The following is a 25798-nucleotide window of genomic DNA, read 5'->3' on the forward strand; positions in this document are numbered from 1 at the left end:
AACAGCCAGGCGGGAAAGAAGGGCTCGAAGCCGACATCCGGGCCTACCTTCTGTTTTTAGGCCCTACGCCTAGAACCCCTGTGCCGCCAACACGGAAAGTGCAACATCCACCCGATCCCCCGCGCCAATCTTCTCGGCCTTGCGCACCGCCGCCTTGACCGGCAGCAGGAAGGAGCCGGAGGCCTTGTCCGGCCAGATGGTGGTATCCCATTTCGTGGAACCGATGCGCGCCCGGACCTTGATCATGCCCCAGGCCTTGCCCCCCGATTTACCCTTGGAGCTGCCGGTGACAAAGCGGATCTGGTCGGCGCAGTCCGGCGGCAGGGTGATGAAGGTCCAGCCGCCCTGGCCCTTGTGCAGCCAAAGCTCTCCGGAAAAGTCCATCTGATCGAGCAAGACGCGCCTCTTTGCGAATAAGTCCCGTCGGTCCGTCACCGCGGACCGCAAGTCTCTTCCCGCATCCGGGCAGTGTCAGTCAACCAGATTGACATCCGCCATCATGTCTCCTGCCGTTTCCTGAAGCGCGTCGCTCAGGTCGGCGGGGTCGAGGCCGACAGGCAGGCGGAGATCTGCGGAGGCCTTGAAGAGGGCTTCCCCGTGCATGGAGCCGGCAGCCACCGAGGTTTCCAGATGTTCGATGCTGACGCCCTGCTTGCTCAGAACATGGGTGATGTCGCGCAGGATTCCCGGGTGATCCTGCGAGACGAGATCGAGATGGGCCGCCGTGCCTTTCGGGGCTTCCTCTCCCGTTTTGTCGGACCGCAACGTGATGTCGATGCCATCGTCCGACAGCTTGCGCAACAATTCGACCAGTTCGTCGGAGCGTTCCGCCGCAATGCCGACGCGCACGATGCCGGCGAATTCCCCCCCGAGACGGGCCATGGAACTTTCGATCCAGTTGCCTTCAAGGCTGGCAATAATGTCGGCGATCCGCTCCACAAGACCCGGACGGTCCGTGGCGATGACGGTGAAGACGAGATGGTTTTGCATGGGGCCCCGCTATCGGTTCGCGTTGCAATGACCTTACTAGACCTTCCGGGCGCCCCGATGACAAGCCTGCAAACGTCCACCGGGATCGAATTCGCGACCTCGCTCCGGCGCATTCGACGCAAGCCCGGCCAGCCTTCTCCAACCGTGTTCATACAGGCCACGCGATGTCGCTTTCATGCTTGATCCGCCTGACCGCCTCCCCTAAGGTGCCGCCACCTGACGGCGTCCCATGGAGGGACTGAGAGCGATTCCGGATGCGGTTGACCCATACAGGGGACCAAGGCCGGAGCTGTCCAAGGCATCTGCAAATTGACCGGAATGTCCGGCATTTGCGCGTGTTTGCTTTCATCTCCCCATACGCTGACGACACGACCTGCCGGCCCGGCATCTGCCTTGGGCCCGGCGCCTGCATTGGGGGAGAGACATGATCCACCGGACCATCCTTGCCGGCCTAGCCGCCGCCATACTGCCGACATCCGCCTTTGCCCATGGCAGCCATCTGGGTGAGCTTGCCGGGCATTCCCACTGGGTGGGTGTTGCCGCGCTTGCCGGTGCGGCTCTCGTTGCAGGCATCATCGCCCTGAAAGACAAGAAACAGAAAAAAGCCGACGACGTTCCGGAAGCCCATGCGGATGACGAAGAGACGGCCGGAGAAGCAGCTTAATGAGCGAAAAACTCGGACTGATGATTTGCGGCCACGGCAGCCGCAACAAGGGCGCCGTGAAGCAGTTTGCACAACTGGCCGAAGGCCTGACCGCGCGTTTTCCCGACTGGCCGGTGGAATACGGCTATCTTGAATTCGCCAATCCGGTGATCCATGACGGGCTGAACAGCCTGCGTGAACAAGGCTGCACCCATGTGCTGGCCGTTCCCGGCATGCTCTTTGCCGCCGGTCACGCCAAGAACGACATTCCCTCCGTGCTCAACACCTACCAGGCAATGCACCCGGAGATGAAGATCACATACGGGCGTGAGCTTGCCGTCGACACGCGCATGGTAAAAGCTGCCGCGGCCCGCATCCAGGAAGCGATCGACGCGGCGGAGAGCGACGTGCCCCTGCACGAAACCCTGCTGATGGTGGTCGGTCGCGGCGCCTCCGATCCGGACGCAAACTCCAACGTTTGCAAGATCACCCGCATGCTGTGGGAAGGTTTCGGCTTCGGCTGGGCGGAGACCTGCTATTCCGGTGTGACCTTCCCGCTTGTCGGCCCGGGCCTCGAGCATGCCGCCAAGCTCGGCTACAAGCGCGTGATCGTCTTCCCGTATTTCCTCTTCACCGGTGTTCTGGTGCAGCGGATCTACGGCACCACGGATGAGATTGCCGCAAAACATCCGGAGATCGAGTTCCTGAAGGCCGGCTATCTGAATGACCACCCGCAGGTTCTCGACACGATGGCCGACCGCGTGCAGGAAATCCTGCAGGGTGCCAACCTGATGAACTGCCAGATGTGCAAGTACCGGGAACAGGTGCTCGGCTTCGAGGCGGAAGTGGGCCTGGCCCAGGAAAGCCACCACCACCATGTGGAAGGCCTCGGTGCGGAAGCCGAATGCCAGCTCTGCGAGGAGTTCTGCACGGGTGCCTGCGAGAAACAGGTGCAGGCGGGCGGCCATCATCATCACCACGATCATGAGCACGGCCATTCGCATTCCCACGGTGATCACCACCACCATCATGGCCACAGCCATGACCACGGGCATGATCACAACCATGATCACGGGCACGACCATCACCACCATCCCTACCCCCATGCGGATCACCCGCACGGGCCGAGGTCGCTGAACCGCGAAAGCTGAGGGCAAACGTGACCACCGACGCGCCCCAGGACGCGCCCCAGGACGCGCCCAAGTCCTACACCTACGAAAAGGATCCGGCGGCGATCTACCGCCAGTCCTTTTCCATCGTGCGGGCGGAAGCCGAGTTATCGCATCTGCCGGAGGCGCTGCACCCTGTTGCCGTGCGCCTGATCCACGCCTGCGGCATGACGGATCTGCCGCGGGACCTTGCCTGGTCGGACGACGTGACGGACGCCGCCCTTGAGGCCTTTCAAAACGCCACGCAGGTCTTCTGCGACGTGGAAATGGTGGCCCACGGCATCATCCGTTCCCGACTGCCGAAGGCCTGCGACGTCATCTGCACGCTGAACGACGTGTCCGTGCCCGAACTGGCGAAGCGCCTCGGCACCACCCGGTCCGCTGCCGCCGTGGAGCTGTGGCGCGAGCGCCTGGAAGGTTCCGTCGTTGCAATCGGCAATGCGCCAACGGCGCTGTTCCATCTTCTGGAGATGGTCGCCGCAGGCGGCCCGAGGCCGGCGCTGGTGCTCGGCTTTGCGGTCGGCTTTGTCGGAGCGGCGGAATCGAAGGAGGCGCTGATCGCCAATCCGTTCGGCATTCCCTATCTCGTCGTCAAGGGCCGCCGTGGCGGCTCCGCGATGGCGGCCGCCGCGGTCAATGCGCTTGCCGCCGGTCTGCCGGAGGAAGGCTGAGATGGCGGTCAAAAGCGGCAAGGACGGCCGGAAGTCGGTCGGAGGCAACAAGCCTCTGCGATCGCGCGGGTTCCTGTCCCAGCCGGGCGCCTCCGTTTCGACGAACTCCGGCGAGGCGGCCGACCCGACCAAACATCACCGCTCTCGCGGCGCGCGTGCCGTGTCCGCGACAAGGGACGGCAAGCCCCGGGATCTTTCGGTCAAGCCGGTGATCAAGCCCTACACGCTGGAGGACAAATGACCTCCCCCAATTCCCTCGCCCCCTGGTTGACCCTGGTCGGCATCGGTGAAGACGGCGTGTTGGCACCGGGCAGTGCGGAGGCGCTCAGCCGTGCCGACATCGTCTATGGCGGCGCCCGCCATCTGGAGCTGGCCGGGGCCTTCAGCGCGGAAAAACGCACCTGGCCGAGCCCGTTTTCCTCCGTTTTTGCGGAGCTTGCGGCGCTGAAGGGCAACAAGGTCGCGGTGCTCGCCACCGGCGATCCGATGTGGTTCGGCATCGGATCCTCGCTGCTGAAGCATTTTTCACCCTTGGAAATGACGGTCCTGCCCGCCCTCTCCGCCTTTCAGCTGGCAGCTTCCCGCATGGGCTGGGCGCTTCAGGAAACCGAATGCCTGTCGGTACACGGCCGCTCAGTCGATCTCCTCAGGGCTTCGCTTTACCCCGGCGCACGTATTCTCACGCTCACCAGCAACGCCGACACCCCGCGTCAAGTGGCCGACCTCCTGGCAGACGAAGGCTACGGCCGGAGCCGCATGAGCGTGCTGGAACACCTCGGCGGCGAGAAGGAAAGACGTGTCGAAGGCAACGCCGAAAGCTGGTCTGCCGAGGTTGCCGACTTTCATACGCTCGCGCTGGAAGTCATTGCGGACCCGGGCCTGTGTTTGCGGGCAAGAACGCCGGGTCTTGCCGACGATGCCTTCCGGCACGACGGCAAGATGACCAAGCAGGACATTCGCGCGGTAACGCTGGCCGAACTCAAACCCTATCCGGGCGCGCTGCTCTGGGACATCGGCGCGGGCTGCGGCTCGGTCGCCATCGAATGGCTGAGGGCCGCGAACCGAACCAAGGCCATCGGCCTGGAACCCAATGCGGAGCGGCGGCAGATGGCTGCGGAAAACGCGGTCGCTCTCGGCGTGCCGCATCTCGACCTGAGGGACACGGACGCGCCGGCAGGTCTTGAAGGCCTGCCCCAACCGGACGCGGTCTTCATCGGCGGCGGCCTGACCGCACCCGGAATGGTCGACACGGCCTTGGCAGCTCTCCGGCCGGGCGGACGGCTGGTCGCCAACGCGGTCACGCTGGAAAGCGAGGCCGTGCTGCTCGACGCCTTTCAAAAACACGGTGGAAGCTTGAAGAAACTCTCAATTCACAAGGCCGGCAGCATCGGTGGCCTCACCGGCTGGCGCCCCCTGATGCCGGTCACGCAGTGGAGCCTCACGAAACCATGAGCGGCATTCTTTATGGTATCGGCCTTGGCCCCGGCGATCCGGAGCTGATGACGCTGAAGGCGCACCGGCTGATTTCCTCTGCGAAGGTAATCGCCTATCCGGCGCCCGACTCCGGCGAGAGCTTCGCCCGCTCGATTGCGGCAAGCGCCCTGCCGGACGGCGTGCGTGAAATCCCCATCATCGTGCCGATGCGCGTCGACCGCTTTCCTGCGCAGGAGATCTACGACCGGGCAGCGGTCGAGATCGCCGAGGTGCTGGCCTCCGGTCAGGACGTCGTGACCCTCTGTGAGGGCGACCCCTTCTTCTACGGCTCCTTCATGTATCTCTTCGAACGTCTGTCGGACAGGTTCCGGATAGAGGTCGTGCCGGGCGTCACCTCTCTGACCGCCTGCGCCGCCCAGCTCCGGCGGCCGCTGACCTCGCGCAACGACGTCATGACGGTCATCCCGGGTCCGCTTTCCGACGACGACATCCGCAGCAAGATCGAGGCGGCCCAGGCCGTCGCCATCATGAAGGTCGGCCGTCACCTGCCTCGGCTGAAGGCCCTGCTTGCCGGCATGGGTCTTCTGGAAAAGGCCGGTTACGTGGAACGCGCCAGCCTGCCGGAGCAGAAGGTTCACCGCCTCATTGACCTTGAGACGGAAACCGCCCCCTATTTTTCCATGATCCTCATCTACAAGGGAGAAGAAGCGTGGACGCTTCCCCTATCCTATTCGTCCTGAACCAGGCCGGTCTCGACACCGCCGAGGACATCGCCCGCCGCTTTTCGACCGCGCGCATTCACGGCCTTGCGGGCCGGGTGCCGACGGCGGACACGCAGTTCAATGAGACGGTTGAGCATCTTCAGCTGCTTTTCAAGGCCGGGCATCCGATCATCGGCTTCTGTGCCAGCGGCATCCTGATCCGCGCGCTGGCTCCGATCCTTGACGACAAGCGCACCGAGCCGCCGGTAGTTGCCGTCTCCGAGGACGGTTCCTCCGTCGTGCCGCTGCTCGGCGGCCATCGCGGCGCCAATGCGCTCGCCCGCCTGATCGCCAAGGCGCTCGGCGGCCATGCCGCCGTCACCACCGCCGGCGACACCAAGCTCGGCATTGCGCTGGACGTCCCGCCCAGGGGCTGGCGACTTGCCAACCCGGAGGACGCCAAGCCGGTGATGGCGGAGCTTCTTTCCGGCGCGCCGGTCCGCATCGAAGGCAGCGCCGACTGGCTGATGGACGCCAAACTCCAGTTGGAGCCGGACGCCGCCATTGCGCTGGTGGCCACCGAGCACCCTGCAGAAGGCAGCCCGACGCAGCTCGTCTATCATCCGCTGAAATATGCGGTCGGTGTCGGCTGCGCCCGTGGCTGCGATCCGCAAGAGCTGATCGATCTGGTCGAGAAGAACCTCACTGACGCCAACATTGCCAAGGGCGCGGTCGCCTGTGTCGCCACCATCGACCTGAAGGCGGACGAGGCGGCTGTCAACGCGCTGGCGGAGCACCTCGATGTGCCGCTGCGCGTCTTTTCCGTCGAGGAGCTGCAGCGCGAGACGCCGCGCCTGAAGAACCCGTCCAACGTGGTTTTCGCCGAAGTCGGTTGCCATGGTGTCAGCGAAGGCGCCGCGCTTGCCGCTTCGGGATCCTTCGGCACGCTAACGGTCGAAAAACAGAAAACCGAAAACGCCACCTGCGCCATTGCCCGCACGCCGCAGACCATCGACGCCTCAGCAGTCGGCCGCGCCCGTGGCCACCTTTCCGTCATCGGCATCGGCCCGGGCAAGGACGACTGGCGCACGCCGGAGGCAACGAAGCTCCTGGCCAAGGCGTCGGACGTCGTCGGCTATTCGCTCTATCTCGACATCGTCAAGGACCACATCTCCGGCAAGACCCACCACAACTTCCCGCTCGGCGCGGAAGAGGACCGGGTGCGCTTTGCGCTGGAGGAAGCCGGCAAGGGCAAGGACGTCGCCCTGATCTCCTCCGGCGATGCCGGCATCTACGCCATGGGCTCGCTGGTCTATGAGCTGCTCCACCGGGAGGAAGCCTATGGCGGCGTATCGGATGCCGCCAAGCGCGTCAGTGTCACCAATGCGCCGGGCATCTCGGCACTCCAGGCCTGCTCGGCCCGGATCGGCGCCCCGCTCGGCCATGATTTCTGTACGATTTCCCTCTCCGACCTGCTCACCCCCTGGGAAGTGATCCAGAAGCGCCTGAAGGCCGCGGCGGAAGGTGATTTTGTCATTGCTTTCTACAACCCGGTTTCCAGGCGCCGCCGTACGCAGTTGGCCGAAGCACGGGAAATCCTGCTTGAGCACCGTTCCGGCGCGACCCCGGTCGTTCTCGGCGTCAATCTCGGCCGCCCGGAAGAAACCTTGCGGATCACGACGCTGGAAGCGCTCAGCGTCGACGACGTCGACATGCTGACCACTGTTCTCGTCGGCTCCTCGACCACCAGAACCGTGATGCGCGGCGACGGCAAACCCTTCGTCTATACCCCACGCGGTTACGCCAAGCGCATCGATGCGCCGAAAATCGTCGAAACGGATCAGGACAAAACGCCGCCGGCAGCCGCGCCTTCCGCAGCTAGTTCAACGGACGACGGCGCCGACGACGATATTTTTCAGGCGGAAGCCTCAACTTCGGAAGACAACCAATGACCGTTCATTTCATCGGCGCCGGACCGGGCGATCCGGATCTCATCACCGTCCGCGGCCTGAAGCTCATCCAGTCCTGCCCGGTCTGTCTTTACGCCGGCTCGCTGGTGCCGGAACAGATCGTCGAAGCAGCGCCCGAAGGCGCGCGTGTCATCGACACCGCGCCCTTGACACTCGACGAGATCATCGCGGAGATCCAAGCCGCCCACGAGAAGGGCCAGAACGTCGCCCGGGTGCACTCCGGCGATCCGTCGATCTACGGCGCGACGGCGGAACAGATGCGCCGGCTCGATGCGCTCGGGATCGACTATGACGTCACGCCCGGCGTTCCGGCATTCGCAGCAGCGGCCGCAGCCCTCAAGACCGAGCTGACCATTCCGGAAGTGGCGCAGACGATTATCGTCACCCGCACGGCCATGAAGTCCTCGGCGATGCCCAACAACGAGGATCTCGACACGCTCGGCAAGAGCGGCGCGACGCTCGCCATTCACCTGTCGATCCGGAACCTGCGCGAGGTCGAGCGCCAGCTCACCCCGCATTACGGCCCGGACTGCCCGGTGATCGTCGCCTACCGTGTCGGCTGGCCGGACGAGGCCTTCATCCACGGCACGCTGTCCACCATCGCCACAAAGGTGCGCGCTTCCAAGATCACCCGCACGGCGCTGATCTTCGTCGGCCACGCCTTGAAACCGGCCGAAGACTTCCGCGACAGCGCACTTTATGACGCCGACCATGTTCATGTCCTGCGGCCCAAGAAGAAAGCCAGGGCATAAGCACAGCCGGATACAAAGACGAAAGGGGTTGCGCATTCCGGTGCGCTGCCGTCCATGTCATGGACGCGGATCGGCGCGGACGGGAGCGCACGCGCCTTCCCGAACCGCCAGGTCCTGGAACAATCCTGCATCGTAAATGGAAAAAACGCGAGAAGCCGGGACGCGACCCGTGCCGGGTTAAGGAACCCTTGTCGTTGTTCTTGTGATCACGCCCAGCTTCTCACAGGTCGATTGGGCTTAATGCGCAAAGTGTCGCAGACTTTCGCGCAATCACATATGATCGCGATCATATGGGGCGGGACTTCCACAAAAATGCTTAAAACAGTCAATTTGAAACAGGCGCTGGATCAGGCGGGACTGGCCTCCACGCCGCTATCGATTGCAAAACGACAGCCTCTCTTCCGGTCAGGCGACCGGGTTCGGCGCATGTTTTATGTGCTGGAAGGGCGGCTCAACATGATCCGTACCCTGGAAAACGGTCAGGAACTGGTGGTTCAAAGGGCGGGCCCCGGCGACCTTCTCGCCGAAGCGTCCCTGTTCGCCGACCGGTATCACTGCGATGCTGTCGGCGAGACCGCGGCTCGCTGTGCCGCCTATGACAAGCAGGCCGTTATCGACGCTCTGCACAACCCGGAAATTTCCATGTCGGTTCTCAGGATCTACTCGCAGGAAATCCGGAACCTGAGATCCCAGATCGAACTGCGCAACATCAAGCGGGCGGACGACAGGGTCGCCGCTTTCCTGTCGATGCTGCCCAGGGATCGGGGCGGCTGGTGCGATCCGAACCACGCCTGGAAAGACATTGCCCGCACCATCGGCCTGACCCACGAAGCCTGCTACCGGGCGCTGGCAGCCCTCGTCAGGGAGAAACGGCTCGAGAAATCCGGTGGGCGGTACCGATTGAAGTGAAGACGCAGGCAGAAGGAAATCAGGCGACTGCGATCACATGCGCAAACGAGCCCATGACCGAGCCGGCGCGCAGACCCAAGCCCGCAAGCTTTGTCCCCTCCGCGTCTTCCGCCTCAAAAAGCCGCTCCGCCGCACCTTCCGAAACAATGGAAGCATAGTGAAATTCGTGAGCGGTCAAAGGGCCGGGCCAGGGTATCCCCACTGGAGATTTGATCCGCCGGTAGCCTAGATGGCGCTTGCGGCTCTGGAAAGAGGTCTCCAGAGGCAGCAGCCCGAGCATTTCATGGCGCGCACCGCCCGCATCGATCAGCCCGCTGCCGAGGGTCATGTAGCCGCCGCATTCGCCGTAGATCAGTTTGCCGCCCTTTGCGGCTGTCTGCATTCCGGCCCTGAAGTGCCCGGCGCCCGCAAGCCGCCCGGCATGGAGTTCCGGATAGCCGCCCGGCAGGTAGATAGCATCCGCTTCTGACGAAGGAGCCTCATCGGCAAGGGGAGAGAAGAACGACAGCTCCGCGCCGCTCTGCCGCCAGAAGTCCATGAGATGCGGATAGGTGAAAGCAAAGGCGACATCCCGGGCAACGGCGATTTTCTGGCCCAGGGGAGCGGGAAGTGAAATTTCCGCGTTCCGGGCAGGCGCGATGCCAGAGGCAATCTCCTCCAGCCCCGCCAGATCGACATGATCGGCGCAAAGGCTTGCAGCGTTTTCCAGGAAACGCTCCAGATCGCCATGTTCTTCCGCCTGAACGAGACCGAGATGCCGCTCAGGCAGAACGAGGTCTTCGGAACGGGGCAAGGCGCCCAGAACCTTGACACCGAGCGGCGCCAGCGCGCTGCGCAGCATCTTCTCATGGCGCGCGCTGCCGACCCGGTTGAGCAACACACCGGCGATGGTCACGTCATCTCTGAAAGAGCGGAACCCATGCAACAGCGCAGCGACCGATTGCGCTTGCTTCGCACAGTCCACGACCAGCACCACTGGCAGTCCGAGGCGCGCCGCCAGATCCGCAGCCGAGCCCTTGCCGCTCGCAGCCCCGTCGAAAAGCCCCATTGCGCCTTCGACGATCAGAAGGTCCTGCCCCTGCGCCTGACCGCCCGCAAGGGCGGTCAGCGTTGCAGGTGTCATCGCCCAGGCGTCAAGGTTGATGCAGGGACTGCCGCCGGCAGCTTCGTGGAATTTCGGATCGATGTAGTCCGGTCCCGATTTGGCGGAGGCAACCGCCCGCCCCGCTGTCTTCAAGGCCCTGAGAAGAGCAAGCGTCAAGGTTGTCTTGCCGGCACCGGAGGAAGGCGCCGCGATCAGCAGCCCTCGCGCCGGGGAAATGACCGGGTTATCCGGCATCGCTGGATCGCTGGCCGCCCCTGACACCGAGCGGATCGGAAACCAGCTTCTTGCCGGACAGCGCGCCGAGCCAGTCGAGCCCCTTGCGCAGGCGCACCACTTCACCGACACAGACGATGGCCGGCGGTTCGATGCCCGCTTCAGCGGCATCGGTGAAACAGCGGCCCAGTGTTGTCTCCAGAACCTGTTGCCCGGAAAGCGAAGCGTTGCACACGATACCCACAGGCTCGTCCACAGACCGTCCACCGGCGATCAGTTTGACGGCGATGGTCTCAAGATGCTTCATCGCCATGTACATGACGATCACCGGTGAGCCCTTGGCAATGCCGTCCCAGTTGATGGCATCCGGCGTCAGGCCCGTCTGGTCGTGACCGGTCAGGAAGGTGACCGCCTGGTTGCAGTCCCTGTGAGTGGCCGGAATGCCGGCATAGGCGAGCCCGCCGATCCCGGCGGTGATACCCGGCACGATGCGGAAGGGAATACCGGCCTCGACCAGGCCGAGCGCCTCTTCACCGCCCCGCCCGAAAACGAAGGGATCGCCGCCCTTGAGCCGCAGGACACGTTTGCCCTCGCGGGCGTAGTCGATGAGCTTCAGCGTGATGTCGCGCTGCTTCGGGCTCGGCTTTCCGCCCCGCTTGCCGGCATAATCGGTGATGGCGCCGGGTTTCACCCAGTCCAGGATGCTCTGGTCGACCAGCGCGTCGTAGACGACGACATCCGCCTGTCTCAGCCCGTTGAGCGCATGCAGCGTCAGGAGGCCCGGGTCTCCGGGACCCGCGCCTGCAAGCCACACCCAGCCGGGTTCGAAAGCCGGCAGGCCGTCCGGCAGTCTGTTGTTGTGTTCTTCACCGTTCATGGTTCCTCTTTACCCGGCCCGAAGAAGACCGCCAAGCGATTCCACGAAACAAAACAAACCGATTCCGACATCTCTTTTGGTGATGCGCAATGGGGCGGCTATCCACTATAGAGGACATATGTCGAAGGAAGAGGCAAAAGAACTCAGGCGGGGATGGACGACGGGCGCCTGCGCGACCGCGGCGGCGAAGGCCGCTTATGCCGCGCTCCTGACCGGCACCTTTCCGGACCCGGTGGAGATCACCCTGCCAAAGGGGGCAACGACCGCCTTTGCCCTGACCCGCCACGCCCTGTCAGAGGAAAGCGCCTCGGCAACCATCACCAAGGACGCGGGCGACGATCCGGATGTCACCCATGGTGCCCTGATCACCTCGACGCTCCGTCTCCTGCCGAAAGGATCCGGTGTCCGTTTCAAGGCCGGCGACGGCGTCGGCATGGTAACCCGGCCTGGCCTGCCGATCCCGCCGGGCGAACCGGCCATCAATCCGGTACCGCGCCAGATGATGCAGGCCGCCATTCAGGAGGTCGCCACCATCTTCGGCGTAACGGGGGACGTGGAGATCGAGGTGTCGATTGAAGGCGGCGCGGAGCTCGCACAAAAGACCATGAACCCGCGGCTTGGCATCATCGGCGGGCTCTCGGTTCTGGGTACCACCGGCATCGTGCGGCCCTTTTCCTGCGCGGCCTGGATCGCCTCGATCCACCGCGGCATCGACGTTGCCCGCGCCATCGGCCTGACCCATGTGGTCGGTGCCACGGGTGCTTCCTCGGAAGACGCGGTGCGGACACGATACGGCCTCGACGAGACGGCGTTCCTCGATATGGGAGACTTTGCCGGAGGGCTGCTGAAATATCTGCGCAGCCACCCGGTCGAAAAACTGACGCTGGCGGGCGGCTTCGCCAAGTTCACCAAACTGGCCCAGGGCGCGCTCGATCTTCATTCCGCCCGCAGCTCGGTCGACTTCGGCTTTCTGCAGGAACTGCTGCGCGAGGCCGGCGCTTCCGCAAGCCTGATCGAAGGGGCCGCTTCGGCTAACACGGCGAAGGAGGTGCTCGACCGGGCGCTTGCCGAAGGCATAGACCTCGCCGCCCCGCTCGCCCGGCGCACCAGGGAAGCCGTGCGGCAGATCCTGCGGGCGGCGCCGGTCGATGTCGAAGTGCTGATCACCGACCGCAAGGGCAATATTCTGGGGGAATGCGGTTTTGACGGAACCGGCTGACCATATTCTTCTGCTGGCGGGCACCAGGGAAGCCAGGCTTCTGGCAAAGAAGCTGGTGGAAACCTTCCCCGATGTCCGGATCACCGCCTCCTTTGCAGGCGCGGTCGACAACCTGCCGAACCTTGGCGTTCCGACCCGCGTCGGGGGCTTCGGCGGCGTGGCGGGCCTGACGGATTATCTGGTGAATGAGAAAGTCACGCTCCTCGTCGACGCGACCCATCCCTTTGCCGCGCAAATGAGCGGCAATGCCGTGTTTGCCGCAAGATCCCTCAACCTGCCGCTGATCCGGCTGGAGCGCCCCGCCTGGACACCCGAATCCGGCGACCTTTGGCAGTCCGTTGTTTCACTGGGCGAAGCCGCGGACGCCCTGCCTGCGCAAGCCCGCGCCTTCCTGGCCATCGGCCGCAAGGACCTTCACCGCTTCACCCACCGGACCGACATTTTCGCTCTTGCCCGGATGATCGAACCGCCGGAACTTCCGCTGCCCGGTCATTGGCAACTGGTCCTCGGTCGCCCGCCCCTTTCGGCAAGTGAGGAAATCGCCCTCTTCAGGAAACACCGCATCACCCACGTCGTCGCCAAGAACAGCGGCGGCAGGCGCTCACATGCCAAGATCGAGGCGGCGCGGCAACTTGGCCTGCCTGTGATCATGGTCGACCGTCCGAAGTTGGCTGAAACGGAATTGGCTACCAGCGTTGAAGATGCGCTGAGGAAGATCAATCTTGAGATCGCTTCGGATTTCTGAAGTCATCAGGACCAGCAAGATGCAATTACAGCTTCCGGCTGTCCGCTCGCGACATGGCCTGCACTTCGTCCTCAATAATGCGGAAAAGACACTCCCGGGCCGGACGGGGCGTCAAATTGTGATCGGCATTCGGGATGAAATGAAGCTTGCTGTTCGGGTAGGCAGTCAGGCCTTCGGAATTTTCGCCGAAATTGATCAGGAATGAAGCCATCGCCTCATCGCCTTCGGAATAGACGATCGTCAGCCGTGTGCCAAAAGCTGCAAGCTTCTGGAAGGCCTCATGTACTTTCCGGTTTCGCTGGACGATGCCCGGAAGTTGCGGGAAGACCTTTCCAAGAGCGGAGGCAGCCCTGTCGGCGACGCGGACGAAGATGTTAATCGCCGCCGCAGCCGGTTCTATCCGGCCTTCGCGAAGTCTCGCGGTCTTTGCGGGTTCGCTCAATCGGGACCAGTATTCCTTTAGTGTCCTCGGCAAGCCGACAAAGCGCCAATGGAAGCCATAGGGATTGATGGTCACGCAAGCTTTCCAGCGGCGATCATGAAGCGCCGCCTGAAAAGCCGTATAAGCGCCGCTGCAACGGCCGACAATCACAACATTGTCCGCAAGGCCCCGCATCTTCAGCACTTCAAGTGCCCACTGGGCATCCACCACTTGCGCGTCGTCGTACAGAACCTGAACACGGCGCCCTGGTACGGGAGGGCTGTCGCCGATATCCGCACCGTCGAACCGAAGGGTCGCAACTCCCTGCTGCGCCAGCCGCCGCGCGAGCTGAACATTCATCCGCCCCCAGCCGATCTGGTAGTCATAGGAGGTGGACAGAATGACGGCCGAAACGCTTGCCGGCCGCCCCAGCGGTTCGCACAAGGTCCCGATCAGCCTGTTGTTTTCACCAAAGCGGATCGGCGTTTCGCTGAAAGACGGCCCGGTGAGCGCAAACGCTTGAGGAACACGCGCCGGAACACGGGCCAGTGTCTGCCACTCGGGCAGGGATTGAAGCCAGCGGACAAGTTCGTCGGCGAAGGCCAGAGGGAGTTCCGGCGGCGTCGCACCTGTCAGGAGTGTCTCGAAATCCTTGTAGACAGTGCCGGTAACAGAACAACCTGACGCCGACAGTTTTTCGGTGACGAAAGGATCGAGTTGAACCTCCGGCTTCGGAGCCAGCAACACGGGCACCGACGGCTGGAAATCAAGCTCGCTGACACTGAAGTTTTTCAGGTCGGCGGCCAGTTCGTCCGGCATGTCAATACCCGCGATGGTGCCCGGCTTTTTGTCCCGGTCCCCAGAACTCAGACCAAGTCCATCATCGACGAATTTGGACCAGAGCTTCAATTCCCGTAAATATAGGCGCCCCCTGAAGACAGGTGCGAGAAGTGCCAGACCGGCCAGATCTTCCGAAGCAGCCGCATGCTGATAGGCAAGACCAGCCCCCAGACCTTGCCCGATCAGGACAATTCTGGATACGCCCGCCAGGCACCTGAGCTCCGCGGCGGCCAAGGCAACCGCTCTTGCCCAGGCCTCGAGGTCGTCTTTTCCGGGGGTGTCGACTGCATTTGCGGTGCCCGGAAAGTCGAAACGCAGGCTCGCGACACCAATTGCTGAAAATCGCTCTGCAAGGTGCCGATAGAATTTCCGCGTCAGAAATTCCTCCAGTCCCCACGGGCTGAGAAACAGAACCGCGATTCCCCTTGCCGTACCGGCCGCATCGGCGGCGGTGAAAAGGCCCGGCAGATTGGCAAAACAGACCGGTTGTGCGGCGGAAAGTCCCAAGACGTCGCGCGACACCGTCTCACTCGCGTCCTCCCTCACACTTTCTCCACCGGACTGGAGCATTGCCTTTGCCTTTCTCGGGTTGTCCAAGTGTTTTAGGGGTGGATGCTTAACGGAGTCTGTAGCCAGCGCAACAGCGATAAGGTGGCTAATGTTTTTCCTGGCGCCGTCATTCCCGGGATCTGATTCAGGCAGCCTGCATTCGTTTCACAACAATACGGCGCAGTCCGGCAACATCAAACGCCAGCACCGCGAGCGTATAAACGGTCGCCCCCGTCAGAACCGGAACCAACAGTGCCAAAAAGTTGTTTTCGCATTCGATTTTCAGGGACAGGTATGTCGGCACGGCCATGATTGCGGTGGCCAGGAAAATCTTCAGGCAAGGCCAGATCACGACTGGCAACGGATAGGCGTATCGGGACAGGACAAAGCCGAAAACGACGCCGCAAACTTCCGAGACGGCGAGTGAATAAGCGGCGGCGAGTAGGCCGAACCGCGGAACGAACAACAGCATGCAACTAACACTGACAGCCAGGATGAAGAGGCCCTGAAGTCCCATAAGCGACGGTTTTTTCGCCAGTTGAAAACTGACATGAATGTACTGGTAGGTGATTGACCTGAAGAGCCATGCGAATACCAGGACAGGTATCAGAAGGGTGGCCACATCGCGGAAGTCCTCTCCCAGGACGAACGCCGCCAGCCGCTCCGCCGTCAGTGCCATGCCGACAGTCGCCGGAAGGATCAGCGCTATCAGCAGTTCGAGGCTCGTTGCCATGTGCCGGTCGGTAGCTTCCCTGTCACTGCTAGCGTAGAGCCTGATAGCAATCGGGACGATGGCCGAGCCGACGGCTACACCCAGCATGAGGATGATCTGCCTGACAAAATCCGCCGACGCGCCGTAGATGCCGGCCGCTGCCTCACCCAGAATGGAAACGACCAGAATTCTGTCGAAAAATGCGTGCAACGAGAAAGCCGCGCCCGAGACGGTCATCGGCAGCCCGAAGCGCAGCATCTTCTTCAGGATTGCAGGATCAAACCCATGCAGCGGTCTTTGGCAGGCCTTGGGCATGAAGATCAGAAGCGTCAGAAAATAGCCGCCGGCAACCCCGAGCAACAGCCCTTCCCCTCCGAGATCAAAACCGAGAACGAGAACGCAGGAAAGGCCGAAGGCAATGGCGCTTCGCAGGATCATCGAGGACGCAAAGAGCCCGGTTTTCTGATGGGCCCGGAAGAGCTCCTGGAGGAACTCGAACAATCCAACCCCGATCGCAACGCAAAGTGCCGCTGTGACGTAGTCGAACCTTTCTCCCGTTACCAGGATGAAAACCTCGAACAGCACGGGACTCAGGAGAACAATCACAGCAAAGGCGACCAGCGCCGTGACTCGCATGTCGAAGTCTTCTGCTTCGGAACTGAAGCGCAAAAGAGACGTCTTGATCCAGAAGAAGAGAAGGAAGGAGAACAGGGTGGCAATCCCCATCCCGACCACGTAGATGCCGTATTGCTCCGGTGTGAGGACGCGCGTGAAGAACATCACGAGAGCGAAGCCGAACACGGCCGAAACCACGTTGGCGGTCATATAGGACGAAACCTGACGGAGCACTAGGAACCTGCTTGGGTAAATTCTTGCAAGACCTGCATCATCGCCTTGGGTTGATAATTTTCATCTAACGGCAGCGGCCGGTTCGGCAATCCGTCCCGCCGGCTGAACCAGATCGGCACCCAGGTGTATTTGTCCGACAGGCCCCATGTCAGAATCGATTTCGGCTCAACGACGTCGCAGATTGCGGAGAGGTAGTCGTTCACCCGCATGGCCGCGATCTGGTCCCGAACCCCCTGGTTTGCAGGCAGGTTGTTGTCAATGACGTCGAGCTCGGTGACGAGGATATCCAGCCCAAGACCATGTGCGTCCTCAACAAAGCGCGACAGCCCGTCCTTGTCGATTTCCGCTTCGCCGGTGAGGTGTCCCTGCAGCCCGAGCGCATGAACGGGGACATCGCGGTCCTTCAACTTTTTCAAGAGATCGAGCATCAGGGACCTGCGTTTTCGGCTGACCGGCGTCGCTTTTTCGAAGTCGAAGTCGTTCAGCACCAATTGGGTGTTTTGATCCGTGGCAGCCGCCGTTCGGAACGCGAGTTCGATATAGTCCTCTCCCAGCTGCTGGAGCCAAATGGAATCCCTTAGCGGACCTTCCTTGTCCGGATCTTCAGAGATTGGCTCGTTGACGACATCCCAGTTCGGGATCCGCCCTCTGTACCGGCCCACGACGACTTCGATGTGATGGATCAGCTCGAACTCTGCCTCCTTCGCCGTATCGATTTCCACCGTCCAGTCGGGCATGGCCGCGTACCAGATCAGCGTATGTCCGCGCATGGTCATGCCATTGGCGTCGGCAAACGCAATCAGCCGGTCGGGCTGATCGAATTCGAAGCTGGACCTTGAAGGGCGCAGATCGATCCATTTCAGTCCGCCTTCGCCGACAACGATCTGGCAGTACTTGCGGACGGCCTCAGCATAGTGAGGATCTGTTTCGAGAAAGTCCGTGCGGATCGCAGCTCCGTAGGGAACGCGCTGCCTGGCTGCCGCTTGCGCAGCTTGAGAAATCGGCAGGACGAGTTCCAGCGGCACGGAAGACGCCAAGCCCGCGCCCAGCGCACCTTTCACAAAGTCCCGTCTGTGCATCGATTACGTATCCTTTGTGCCACGTCGGGAAACAGCGTCGCCAGCACACGCCAGATCACTTTGCATCGGGTCGTAACATAGATATCCGTTGCATGAATATTAAATAATCTGAGAAGTTAGCGGATGTTTAATCGGAACGGGTTCTGCTTGAAGACCGATTCGAAATTTCAAACGGACCAGACACGCCTCGCATGTACAGTGCCGCACCATACGGTCAGGCGCCAACCGCCTTCCCAGTCACCGGTCCACCTGCAGCCAGGCTTTTGACGGCGGCGCTCTTTCTCGGTGTCTTCTTCTATTTCTGGATCGGTCTGGATCCGTTCCCAAACCCGAATGCCGTTGACCTGAAAACACCATATGGCGGCAGTTCCAACCGCCTGAACCAGATTGTTGTGGTGCTCATGTCTGGCGCCCTGCTTTGGGTGATCCTTGGAAAGGCAAACCGGCGGTACCTCTTGTGTCCGCGTGTTTTACTGCTGGTGATGCTCGCCTGGTTCTGCTTTGCAAGCCTGTTCGCCGGGGACCCGGCAACTGCGTTCCGCCGCATCGTGTTTGCAATACTCGTCTGCTGCAGCAGCAGTGCCATCCTCCTGCTGCCAAAGTCGCGCGAGCAGTTCACCAACCTGATGGCAATCGGGCTCTGTCTCGTCATCGGTTTTTCATACTACGGAATCGTTGCCCTTCCTCACCTTGCAATCCACCAACTGACGGATTCACTGGAAAAGAACCTGGCAGGTGACTGGCGCGGTCTCATGGGACACAAGAACATCGCGGCCGCAGCCATGGTCTTCTCCGTGTTCTTCGGGCTTTATATTCTCAGAGCGAGATCCGCACTGATCGGCGGCGTGATCGTCGTGCTTGCAACGATCTTCCTATGGAAGTCAGGCAGCAAGACGTCCTTCGCGATGATGCCGGCGGTCCTGGCTCTGGTATGGATATTCGAAAACGTCCGGCTGCTTCGCCCGGTGATAGTTGTTGGCGGGCTGGTCCTGATTAACACTCTTCTGATCTCGGCAGCGGCATCTGAAACCGTTCAGCAGTTGCTCGCATCCGTGGGCATCGACCCGACTTTCACAGACCGGACCGCGATCTGGTCCATTACGCTTCAGGTCATCGGTCAAAACCCCGTCACCGGCTTTGGATTTCAATCTTTCTGGCAAACGGAAGCTCTCTTCCGAAGCGGGTATTCGCTCCACAGCTGGGCCGTAACCGCAGCCAACTCCCACAACGGGTATCTGGAACAGTTCGTCAACGCCGGTGTTCCCGGTTTCCTGCTCGTCATCAGCTGGCTGGTATTTCTTCCTCTCGGATATGCCAATCGGGCCCTGGCAGGTACAAACAACAAACTGGTCACGCGCCTGTTTATTCGTATCTGGATGTTTTCTCTGTTCTTCGCCTGCCTGGAGAGCCCGTTCTTTGGCAATTCAGGACCAATCTGGTTCACGATGCTGGTCGGCGTGTTCGGGCTACGGCTTCAGGCATTCGCCCACCTCATTGAGGAAACGCCGGCGAAGGCGGTTGTCAGTTCCGGATCTCCGCTTGCAACAAACGCACGTTAACTTCTTTCCTGATATGAGTGTTGCCGGCCGGTAAAGGGTGTCAGAAACCGGATTCAGCTCATCTGGCGAAAGTGAAATATTGGGGAGTGATGGCAGGAATGGCTGGTGATGCAAAAATCGATGCCGTCGTTTGCATTCCGACTTTCCGCAGACCGGACTGGCTTGCCAGAACCCTGAAGTCACTGGCCGAACAGGCTCCCGGTTTCGGTTTTGCGATTGTCGTGGTCGACAATGATGCCCGCGATCCTCTTGGCGCAAAACTCGCAAGAGATTTTTTTTCCAGCCACGATATTCCGAATGCTGTCTTTGTCGAAGAAAACCAGGGAAACTGCTTCGCGATCAATCGCGCCTTCGGCGAAGCCCTGGACGCCTTTCCTGAAGCCGACTGCTTCCTCATGATCGACGACGATGAGATTGCCCTTCCCGGTTGGCTCGCAGAGATGGTCGGGCTTGCCCGTGAGACAGGCGCCGACATTGTCGGCGGCCCGGTCTTCCGGGTCTTCGAGGGGCAGGCCCCGCAAGCCATCCGACAACATCAGCTGTTCATCTCCATTAACGGAGCGACCCGTGAGATCGACCAGCTTCACGGCTCCGGCAATTGCCTGATCAGGCGCCATGTCTTCGGCCGGCTGGGAGCACCGTTCTTCGACCTGCGTTTCAATTATCTGGGGGGTGGCGACATGGATTTCTTCACCCGATGCAGAAAGGCAGGCTATAGGACCTACTGGTGCGCAGGCGCGCAGATAAACGAATTTGTTCCCGCCGAGCGCATTTCAGCACGGTTCCTCATGACACGTTCCATTCGGACCGGCTCGATAAACTATCTGGTCGACCGGAAAAACGGCCTCTCCGCAGTCGCGGCAATCCTCAAGAACGCAATAAGCCTGGGCCTCAGCGTGGGACGCTCGCTCGCGGTCCTCTTCAGAACCGGGCACCTCATCCCCGCAAGCCACCCCTTCCTGGTCTCGGTCGGCCGCTTCTTTGCCGCCTTCGGCTTCCTGCCGGCGCCTTACAAGGCTTCCGACAAACCCTGAGCAGCCGTGTCCGCGAAGGCGACTTCGCGTATGGTCTCCAGGGGTGTTGCGGTATGCGATTGGATCGTGATGGCGTAGTGGTGAGGCTGCATTTCCTTCATGAAGGAAATCAGCCCCTTCCTGTCCAGTTGAGGACCTCCCCAGTAGGTCAGGCAATTGTTAATTTCGGTCAGTTCGTGGCGCCCGGCAAGGTCCGAATCTGCCGCGACCGCGGTTCCGTAGGTGAGATACTCCGAAAAATCCCGCTGACGCGCCAGCCCCGCCCACCAGGAACGACCGCACGCGGTTTCAATCCTGGAAAGCACGGAAATGACCGTCTTGCGGTCCCAGACGATCATGGGGCCGATGTAATCGTCGCCCGGCAAGTCCGGAACATCGAGTCCCAGGATCCTGTGCGCGTTCCGCCACCATTTGACATGATTGGGTCTGGAGGAATTTATGTCGCCTTTCGTGTGAAAATGCGGCGTATTTTCCCCTCCGGCTAGCACCTTCATGTCTGTCGGCCTACAGAACACGCAGTCGGAGTCCGCGAACATGACGCGGTCGCTGTCCTGCGCCGCGGTCATCGCGAATTTCCGGAGCTGCTGCAAATGCCAGCCATAAACCGGCAATCCGATCTGCGGCGACCACCAGTACCGGCGGCCCCGCCACTTCCCCACCGGCCATAACCGGGGCAGCAGTTCCGACGAAGCAACCACTTTTCGATTGGCGCTCTTCAGGTGGCTGAACAGCTCGATATCCTCATCGCCAACAACAATGAAATGCATGTCATAGCCGGTCACGAACCGGTCCATGGACTCGCACAGCAGCTCGCACCGGTGCAAATCGAGGGAATAGCTCGGCGTGATGAATGATACGGAAGGTGTTTGCATTCTTGGTCCGCCTGCGGGCAACGGGTTTCCTGCAGATGTCGCTCAATCCGGAAAAGGCGGTATGAGGCCTTTCCGCAGCGCTTCACATTCTGCATTCTGTCTTGAAAATCATCGATGAACACTTCTTCTAAACAACTTCTTTATATCGGTGAATTCAAATCGTTCCATACCCGCACCGAAGGCAACCGGCACAAGCACGATGGGTTCCAACCGTTACCTGGTTCTGATTTCCGACACACACCAGACCTGCGGCGTCGAGGAGTTCTCCAGACTTCTGGCCGCCCGGTTCGAAGCCAGGGCGGTAACCCACCGGCTCGACTTCAATCTTCCAAATCTGTTCCGGTCATTGAAAGGGGTCGACGGTCTGGTTGTGAATTTTCCGGTCGTGGCCTGGAAGAAAAAGCTGCTGGAACCCTTGCTGGCAGCCTGTACCGCAAGGCTCTCCGGGAAAGGTGTCCACGTCATTCTGCATGAGTGGTCGGCCCTGGACTGGAAGCGGCGGCTCGTGTTGTCTCCCGTCGTTCTGCTTGCCACGGAACTCTGCTTCTCCGCTCCGGAAATAGAAGCAGAGTTCGAGAGTACCGGCCTTGCCAAGATTGCCACCGGCAACCGGACGGTGATCCCGATCCCGCCGAACCTTTCCCCCCCGGAAAAACTGATACCGGGCGCCTTCGCAGAAAAACTCAGATCAGAGCGCGCAAATGGGCGGCTGATCATTGGTCAGTTCGGCTCGATCTATCCGCAAAAACAGGTTTCTTCCGTGCTGTCGGTGGCTGCTGATCTGAAGAAGCGCGGCACCGACGTCTTCGTCGCCTTCGCCGGTTCCTTCATCAAGGGTCTCGACAACGTCGAGGAGGACTTCTTCGCTGCGGTGAAGAACGAAGGACTGTCCGGCCAGGTTGCCGTCAGCGGTTTCATCGGCAGTGAAGAAGAGCTGTTTGCGATTTTTCAGGAGGTCGACGTCTTCTGTTACCTGTTGCCTGGCGGATTGACGGCGCGGAGGGGAAGCGTTCTGACTGCCGCAGCGTCCGGCAAGCCAGTGGTTGTGAACGCTCCGTCCAGCAGAACGGCGCTTGCCCACCACAGTCTCTTCCAGCGCCTAATAGAAACCGGCAGCATTCAGCTCGTTCCCACGGATGCCGGCATACCGGCAACTGCCGATGCGGTGCTCACGGCACAGGGTAAGGACATAGGGCCTTCGGATATCGCCAGCGAAGTGGATCGCCTCTGGGACGATGTGATAATCCGGATGGATCACCGGGCCGGCTAGCCGATTGCGCCCTACTCCGAGCGGGTCAGGATCTCGCGCAAGGCAATCGGGTTGGTGAGGAAATACCGATGCGCGAGCCGCCTTGGCTCAAGCATGGTCCGGTAAAGCCATTCAAGGCCGGCGCTCTGCATCCAGCCCGGCGCACGGCTGTTCTTTCCGGATAGAAAGTCGAACAGCCCGCCGCTGGTTTTGATGACACCGACATTCTGCAGTTTGTGAAGGTTGCGCGAGACGAACTTCTGTTCCATCGGCACGCCAAGGCCGATCCAGAGAATGCCGGGCCGCAAACGGTTTATTTCTTCCACAACCGCCTGTTCGTCCCGTTCCGGCGAAAAATAACCATGCGACCTGCCAACGAATTGCAGTTTCGGATAGAGCTGCCGCATCCGTTCGACGGCAAGAGCGTTAACATCTTCGCGCGCGCCCAGAAAATAGAAAGTGACGCCGGATTCTTCGGCTTTTCGCGCGACGGCATGAACCAGGTCTGTTGTCGCCACACGCTCGGCCAAGGGCGTTTTGGAAACATACCGGGAGAGCAGAACCATGGGCATGCCGTCGGCGTGGATCTGGTCCGCACGCAACAGCAATTGTCTGAACTCTTCATCCTGTGCCGCCATTGCGATCACCTGCCCGTTGGCAGACGTCGAATAAAACGGCAACTGATTGCCGGTTCCCGCCTGAAGTGCGATCTCGACAAATTGCTCGGCCGTTTCCTCCATGCCTATGTTCGTGATTGGCAGACCGCCGAGTAGTGTCGTCGTCTGGGCCTTTGCAGATCCATTGTGCTGCCACTTGCCGGCTTCGGTCACGATCATGTGCGGTTGTGTCTCGATTGAGGGTCTCTGGTGCTTTCGCAGTATCACAGCCAGGGTTAAGCACGGGTTAGAACAGCTAAATTGTTATCCCGATTTCGGTTTTCGAATTGGGAACACCGTTAGCCGTTCCTTAAGAAAACGCTCGAGACAGGTTGCCGCAGCAAGATCTGTTCACCAGGGAGCCTCTTGTCTGCCCACACCGCGACCATCCGCAACCGGCGGAACGGCAAGCGGTGTACGCCAGCAGAGCAGCTCTGCTTCCGTTGACTATTAGGCAGTTGCTAACCAAGTTTGGCTACTTTAGCCGGATCATCAGGGTTAACATGGCCTTAAACGCCAGGATCAGGCAGGACGAGTTAAGTGGCGGAAAGCGCTCCGACCTTTCGCGATATTTTGGATCTTCTGTCCGTTCTGCGGCGCAGAGCGTGGATTGTCGTTGCCTGCGCGTTTCTGTGTGCGGTTATCGCCGCCACAGTTGCCGTGTCCCTGAAGCCGGTGTTCAGGGCGACAACCCAGGTTCTGATCGATCCGTCCGTCCGCCAGCCTTTCGAGAACCAGAACGCACCGGCGCGCTATCTTGAAGACACATTTGTTGTCGACAGTCAGGTCACTGTCCTGCAGTCCTCCTCCGTCCTGCGAAGCGTCGTGAACCAGCTCAACCTCATAGAGGATCCCGAGTTTGGCGACGGCGCACCGGACCAGGGTTTTCTGTCGCCCTTGACGTCCCTGCTCGGCGGGTCTGTGCAATCATCTCCGGCAACGAAGGAAATCTCGGCAAACAAGGCGGTTGAAACCCTTCAAGGTGCACTGGAGGTCGGACGGGAAGGCCTGACCTTCGTCATCAATGTTTCGGTCGATGCCGATACGCCGGTTAAAGCTGCGATCATCTCCAACGCCATTGCGGAGAACTACATATCCAATCAGAATGGCCAGGTTTCCAGGATCTCTCGAACAGTCGAAGAAAAGGTGGGAGACCGGCTCCGCATTCTGAGGGACCAGTTGCGCGAAGCTGAAGCCAGGGTTGAAGCGTTTCGCGCCAGGAACAATCTTCAGTCGGGCGATCAGAAAACACTGCTCTCCGACCAGCAGCTTGCCGAACTCAGCACACAATTGACCGAACAGCGCGCGGCTCTTGCGGCGGCAGATGCCAAGGCTTCCGAAATCCGGCGACTGATCGATTCCGGAGTGAGCATCGACGCCCTGTCCGACGTCACCAATTCGGCCACGATCGCCAATCTGCAGCAACAATATGCGACTGCCGCTCGAACACAGGCAGATCTGGCGACCGACCTCCTTCCATCACATCCCGAACTGATCAAAGCCAAGGCCCAGACACGGGAGATCAGGAAGCTTCTGGATACGGAAATTGGCCGGATTGCAAGTACCGCGAAACTCGAGGCGGATGTCCTGCGTGACCGGGTTGCAAAGCTGGAAGCAGAGCTCGACAATGTTCGAACCAAGTCGAATATCGACCAAAAATCAAGTATTGAACTGAAGGAACTTCAGATCGAGGCGGATGCCAGCAAACAACTTTATGAAAACCTCCTGAGCCGAACAAAGGAAATCACCGAGGTCGAACAGATCAGCATCCCGAACGCCCGGATCATCTCGCCGGCGGTTCCTCCGGAGGCTGCGATCTGGCCCAAGAAAAAAATATTGGCTCTGGCTGGTCTCGTGCTTGGCGCCATGATTGGTGTAGTCATTGCGATCGGACGCGAGACTGCTTCCCTGTGCGTCCGGTATCTGCTCAACCCTCAGCCGGAACTCGCCTATGCTCCAGCGGCTGCCTATGCTGCCGTATCCGGGCCGGATAGTATGGCGTTCAGAGCACCGCAAATCGGAGTGCTGCCGCAGCAGGCTTCGGCGTCTATTTCCCATTTGCCCCGCCTGCCCTATTTGGGCCAGCAGGCAGACATGAATGCGGACGACCTTCTGAGCTCGTTATGGGGTTTCAAGGCAGGGGTGACCGACCGGGAAATGCGTCCCTACTGGAAATCGGTCTTCACGATTTTGAAGCAGATCCAGTCGAACCGGGTTGACGGATTTGCCAGCAACGTGATTGTGACAAGTGTCGACGGCAATCACAATATGACGGCGCTTTCTCTGGTCTTTGCGGCGGCAAGTCTGAAAAACTTCCGGGTGCTTCTCGTAGATAATAACACCGCAGGATTACAGGTATCCCGGCGCATGTTGCCGGTAAACCGCCATGATACCGATCTCAAGGACGCGGTCACGGCCGCAGATCTCGACATCGACTTCCTGAGCCTTACCAACGGGCGCCGCAAATATCAGAGCGAAACGAAGGGCAGCTTCCAGCTTCTGAATGAATCCGGTCTGGAGCCCGAGTTCGACCTGATTGTAATTTCCGAGTCGCCCATGACTCAGCCTCAGATCGAAATC

Annotated in this window: 24 protein-coding genes; 15 read left to right on the forward strand and 9 right to left on the reverse strand. The window is 60.8% G+C overall.

Annotated features, from left to right (window positions below; genetic code table 11):
• Positions 1-69: 69 nt before the first annotated feature.
• Positions 70-396, reverse strand: a complete 327-nt coding sequence (locus ACQY7U_RS06635) for a DUF1905 domain-containing protein (RefSeq protein ID WP_428643024.1) — start codon at positions 394-396, stop codon at positions 70-72.
• Between the two features lie 75 nt (positions 397-471).
• The gene (locus ACQY7U_RS06640; protein WP_428643026.1) at positions 472-990 is read right to left on the reverse strand and encodes a glycine cleavage system protein R; all 519 of its coding nucleotides are present in this window, start codon (positions 988-990) and stop codon (positions 472-474) included.
• 424 nt (positions 991-1414) lie between these two features.
• Between ACQY7U_RS06640 and ACQY7U_RS06645 the strand changes: the two genes are divergently transcribed.
• The 9 genes from ACQY7U_RS06645 to ACQY7U_RS06685 all read left to right on the forward strand — a co-directional run bounded on the left by ACQY7U_RS06645 (position 1415) and on the right by ACQY7U_RS06685 (position 9239).
• Positions 1415-1654, forward strand: a complete 240-nt coding sequence (locus ACQY7U_RS06645) for a DUF6732 family protein (RefSeq protein ID WP_428643027.1) — start codon at positions 1415-1417, stop codon at positions 1652-1654.
• Positions 1654-2784, forward strand: a complete 1131-nt coding sequence (locus ACQY7U_RS06650; protein WP_428643028.1) for a sirohydrochlorin chelatase — start codon at positions 1654-1656, stop codon at positions 2782-2784. The genes ACQY7U_RS06645 and ACQY7U_RS06650 overlap by 1 nt, the downstream gene beginning before the upstream one ends.
• A gap of 8 nt (positions 2785-2792) precedes the next feature.
• Entirely contained in the window at positions 2793-3473 is a 681-nt protein-coding gene (locus ACQY7U_RS06655) for a precorrin-8X methylmutase (protein WP_428643029.1), read from the forward strand.
• A gap of 1 nt (position 3474) precedes the next feature.
• Entirely contained in the window at positions 3475-3714 is a 240-nt protein-coding gene (locus ACQY7U_RS06660; RefSeq protein WP_428643031.1) for a hypothetical protein, read from the forward strand.
• Positions 3711-4925, forward strand: coding sequence for a precorrin-6y C5,15-methyltransferase (decarboxylating) subunit CbiE (gene cbiE / locus ACQY7U_RS06665; protein WP_428643032.1), 1215 nt, complete (start codon positions 3711-3713; stop codon positions 4923-4925). The genes ACQY7U_RS06660 and cbiE overlap by 4 nt, the downstream gene beginning before the upstream one ends.
• A complete protein-coding gene (gene cobI / locus ACQY7U_RS06670) occupies positions 4922-5647 on the forward strand; it encodes a precorrin-2 C(20)-methyltransferase (protein ID WP_428643034.1) in 726 nt (241 codons plus the stop codon). Before cbiE ends, cobI begins: the two co-directional genes overlap by 4 nt.
• Entirely contained in the window at positions 5617-7560 is a 1944-nt protein-coding gene (gene cobJ / locus ACQY7U_RS06675; RefSeq protein ID WP_428643035.1) for a precorrin-3B C(17)-methyltransferase, read from the forward strand. The genes cobI and cobJ overlap by 31 nt, the downstream gene beginning before the upstream one ends.
• The gene (cobM, locus tag ACQY7U_RS06680; protein ID WP_428643037.1) at positions 7557-8330 is read left to right on the forward strand and encodes a precorrin-4 C(11)-methyltransferase; all 774 of its coding nucleotides are present in this window, start codon (positions 7557-7559) and stop codon (positions 8328-8330) included. Before cobJ ends, cobM begins: the two co-directional genes overlap by 4 nt.
• A 312-nt stretch (positions 8331-8642) precedes the next feature.
• Positions 8643-9239, forward strand: coding sequence for a Crp/Fnr family transcriptional regulator (locus ACQY7U_RS06685; protein WP_428643038.1), 597 nt, complete (start codon positions 8643-8645; stop codon positions 9237-9239).
• Positions 9240-9258: 19 nt separating this feature from the next.
• Here ACQY7U_RS06685 and ACQY7U_RS06690 read toward each other — a convergent pair whose 3' ends face one another.
• Both ACQY7U_RS06690 and cobA read right to left on the reverse strand, forming a co-directional pair.
• Entirely contained in the window at positions 9259-10578 is a 1320-nt protein-coding gene (locus ACQY7U_RS06690; RefSeq protein ID WP_428643039.1) for a cobyrinate a,c-diamide synthase, read from the reverse strand.
• Complete coding sequence (gene cobA, locus ACQY7U_RS06695) at positions 10568-11434, reverse strand: uroporphyrinogen-III C-methyltransferase (RefSeq protein ID WP_428643040.1); 867 nt, start codon at positions 11432-11434, stop codon at positions 10568-10570. The genes ACQY7U_RS06690 and cobA overlap by 11 nt, the downstream gene beginning before the upstream one ends.
• A gap of 118 nt (positions 11435-11552) precedes the next feature.
• On the opposite strand from cobA, the gene ACQY7U_RS06700 reads away from it, so the two are divergent.
• Both ACQY7U_RS06700 and ACQY7U_RS06705 read left to right on the forward strand, forming a co-directional pair.
• Positions 11553-12653 carry a cobalt-precorrin-5B (C(1))-methyltransferase gene (locus tag ACQY7U_RS06700; RefSeq protein WP_428643041.1) on the forward strand — a complete coding sequence of 367 codons (1101 nt, stop codon included), beginning with the start codon at positions 11553-11555 and terminating at the stop codon, positions 12651-12653.
• The gene (locus ACQY7U_RS06705) at positions 12637-13398 is read left to right on the forward strand and encodes a cobalt-precorrin-6A reductase (protein ID WP_428643042.1); all 762 of its coding nucleotides are present in this window, start codon (positions 12637-12639) and stop codon (positions 13396-13398) included. The genes ACQY7U_RS06700 and ACQY7U_RS06705 overlap by 17 nt, the downstream gene beginning before the upstream one ends.
• A gap of 25 nt (positions 13399-13423) precedes the next feature.
• On the opposite strand, the gene ACQY7U_RS06710 is transcribed toward ACQY7U_RS06705, so the two are convergent.
• The 3 genes from ACQY7U_RS06710 to ACQY7U_RS06720 form a co-directional block, all read right to left on the reverse strand.
• A complete protein-coding gene (locus ACQY7U_RS06710; RefSeq protein WP_428643043.1) occupies positions 13424-15205 on the reverse strand; it encodes an alpha/beta hydrolase in 1782 nt (593 codons plus the stop codon).
• A 148-nt stretch (positions 15206-15353) separates the two neighbouring features.
• Positions 15354-16769, reverse strand: a complete 1416-nt coding sequence (locus tag ACQY7U_RS06715) for an oligosaccharide flippase family protein (protein WP_428643044.1) — start codon at positions 16767-16769, stop codon at positions 15354-15356.
• Positions 16769-17848 (reverse strand): endo-1,4-beta-xylanase, encoded by a 1080-nt coding sequence (locus tag ACQY7U_RS06720; protein WP_428643046.1) that lies wholly within the window; start codon positions 17846-17848, stop codon positions 16769-16771. The genes ACQY7U_RS06715 and ACQY7U_RS06720 overlap by 1 nt, the downstream gene beginning before the upstream one ends.
• Before the next feature lie 191 nt (positions 17849-18039).
• Here ACQY7U_RS06720 and ACQY7U_RS06725 point away from each other — a divergent pair, with 191 nt between their 5' ends.
• Positions 18040-19407, forward strand: a complete 1368-nt coding sequence (locus ACQY7U_RS06725; RefSeq protein WP_428643047.1) for an O-antigen ligase family protein — start codon at positions 18040-18042, stop codon at positions 19405-19407.
• A 98-nt stretch (positions 19408-19505) separates the two neighbouring features.
• Positions 19506-20441: a glycosyltransferase family 2 protein gene (locus ACQY7U_RS06730; protein WP_428643048.1), complete on the forward strand. Its 936-nt coding sequence runs from the start codon at positions 19506-19508 to the stop codon at positions 20439-20441.
• Here ACQY7U_RS06730 and ACQY7U_RS06735 read toward each other — a convergent pair.
• The gene (locus ACQY7U_RS06735) at positions 20417-21313 is read right to left on the reverse strand and encodes a DUF6492 family protein (protein WP_428643049.1); all 897 of its coding nucleotides are present in this window, start codon (positions 21311-21313) and stop codon (positions 20417-20419) included. The genes ACQY7U_RS06730 and ACQY7U_RS06735 overlap by 25 nt on opposite strands.
• Positions 21314-21512: 199 nt before the next feature.
• Between ACQY7U_RS06735 and ACQY7U_RS06740 the strand changes: the two genes are divergently transcribed.
• Positions 21513-22583 carry a glycosyltransferase gene (locus tag ACQY7U_RS06740; RefSeq protein ID WP_428643050.1) on the forward strand — a complete coding sequence of 357 codons (1071 nt, stop codon included), beginning with the start codon at positions 21513-21515 and terminating at the stop codon, positions 22581-22583.
• Positions 22584-22594: 11 nt separating this feature from the next.
• Here the strand turns inward: ACQY7U_RS06740 and ACQY7U_RS06745 are convergent, their stop codons facing one another.
• Positions 22595-23398 (reverse strand): WecB/TagA/CpsF family glycosyltransferase, encoded by an 804-nt coding sequence (locus ACQY7U_RS06745; protein WP_428643052.1) that lies wholly within the window; start codon positions 23396-23398, stop codon positions 22595-22597.
• Between the two features lie 360 nt (positions 23399-23758).
• Between ACQY7U_RS06745 and ACQY7U_RS06750 the strand changes: the two genes are divergently transcribed.
• A partial coding sequence (locus tag ACQY7U_RS06750) for a GumC family protein (RefSeq protein WP_428643053.1) occupies positions 23759-25798 on the forward strand: 2040 nt, incomplete at its 3' end.

It is taken from the genome of Roseibium sp., from assembly GCF_050301095.1.
Classification (GTDB): Bacteria; Pseudomonadota; Alphaproteobacteria; order Rhizobiales; family Stappiaceae; genus Roseibium.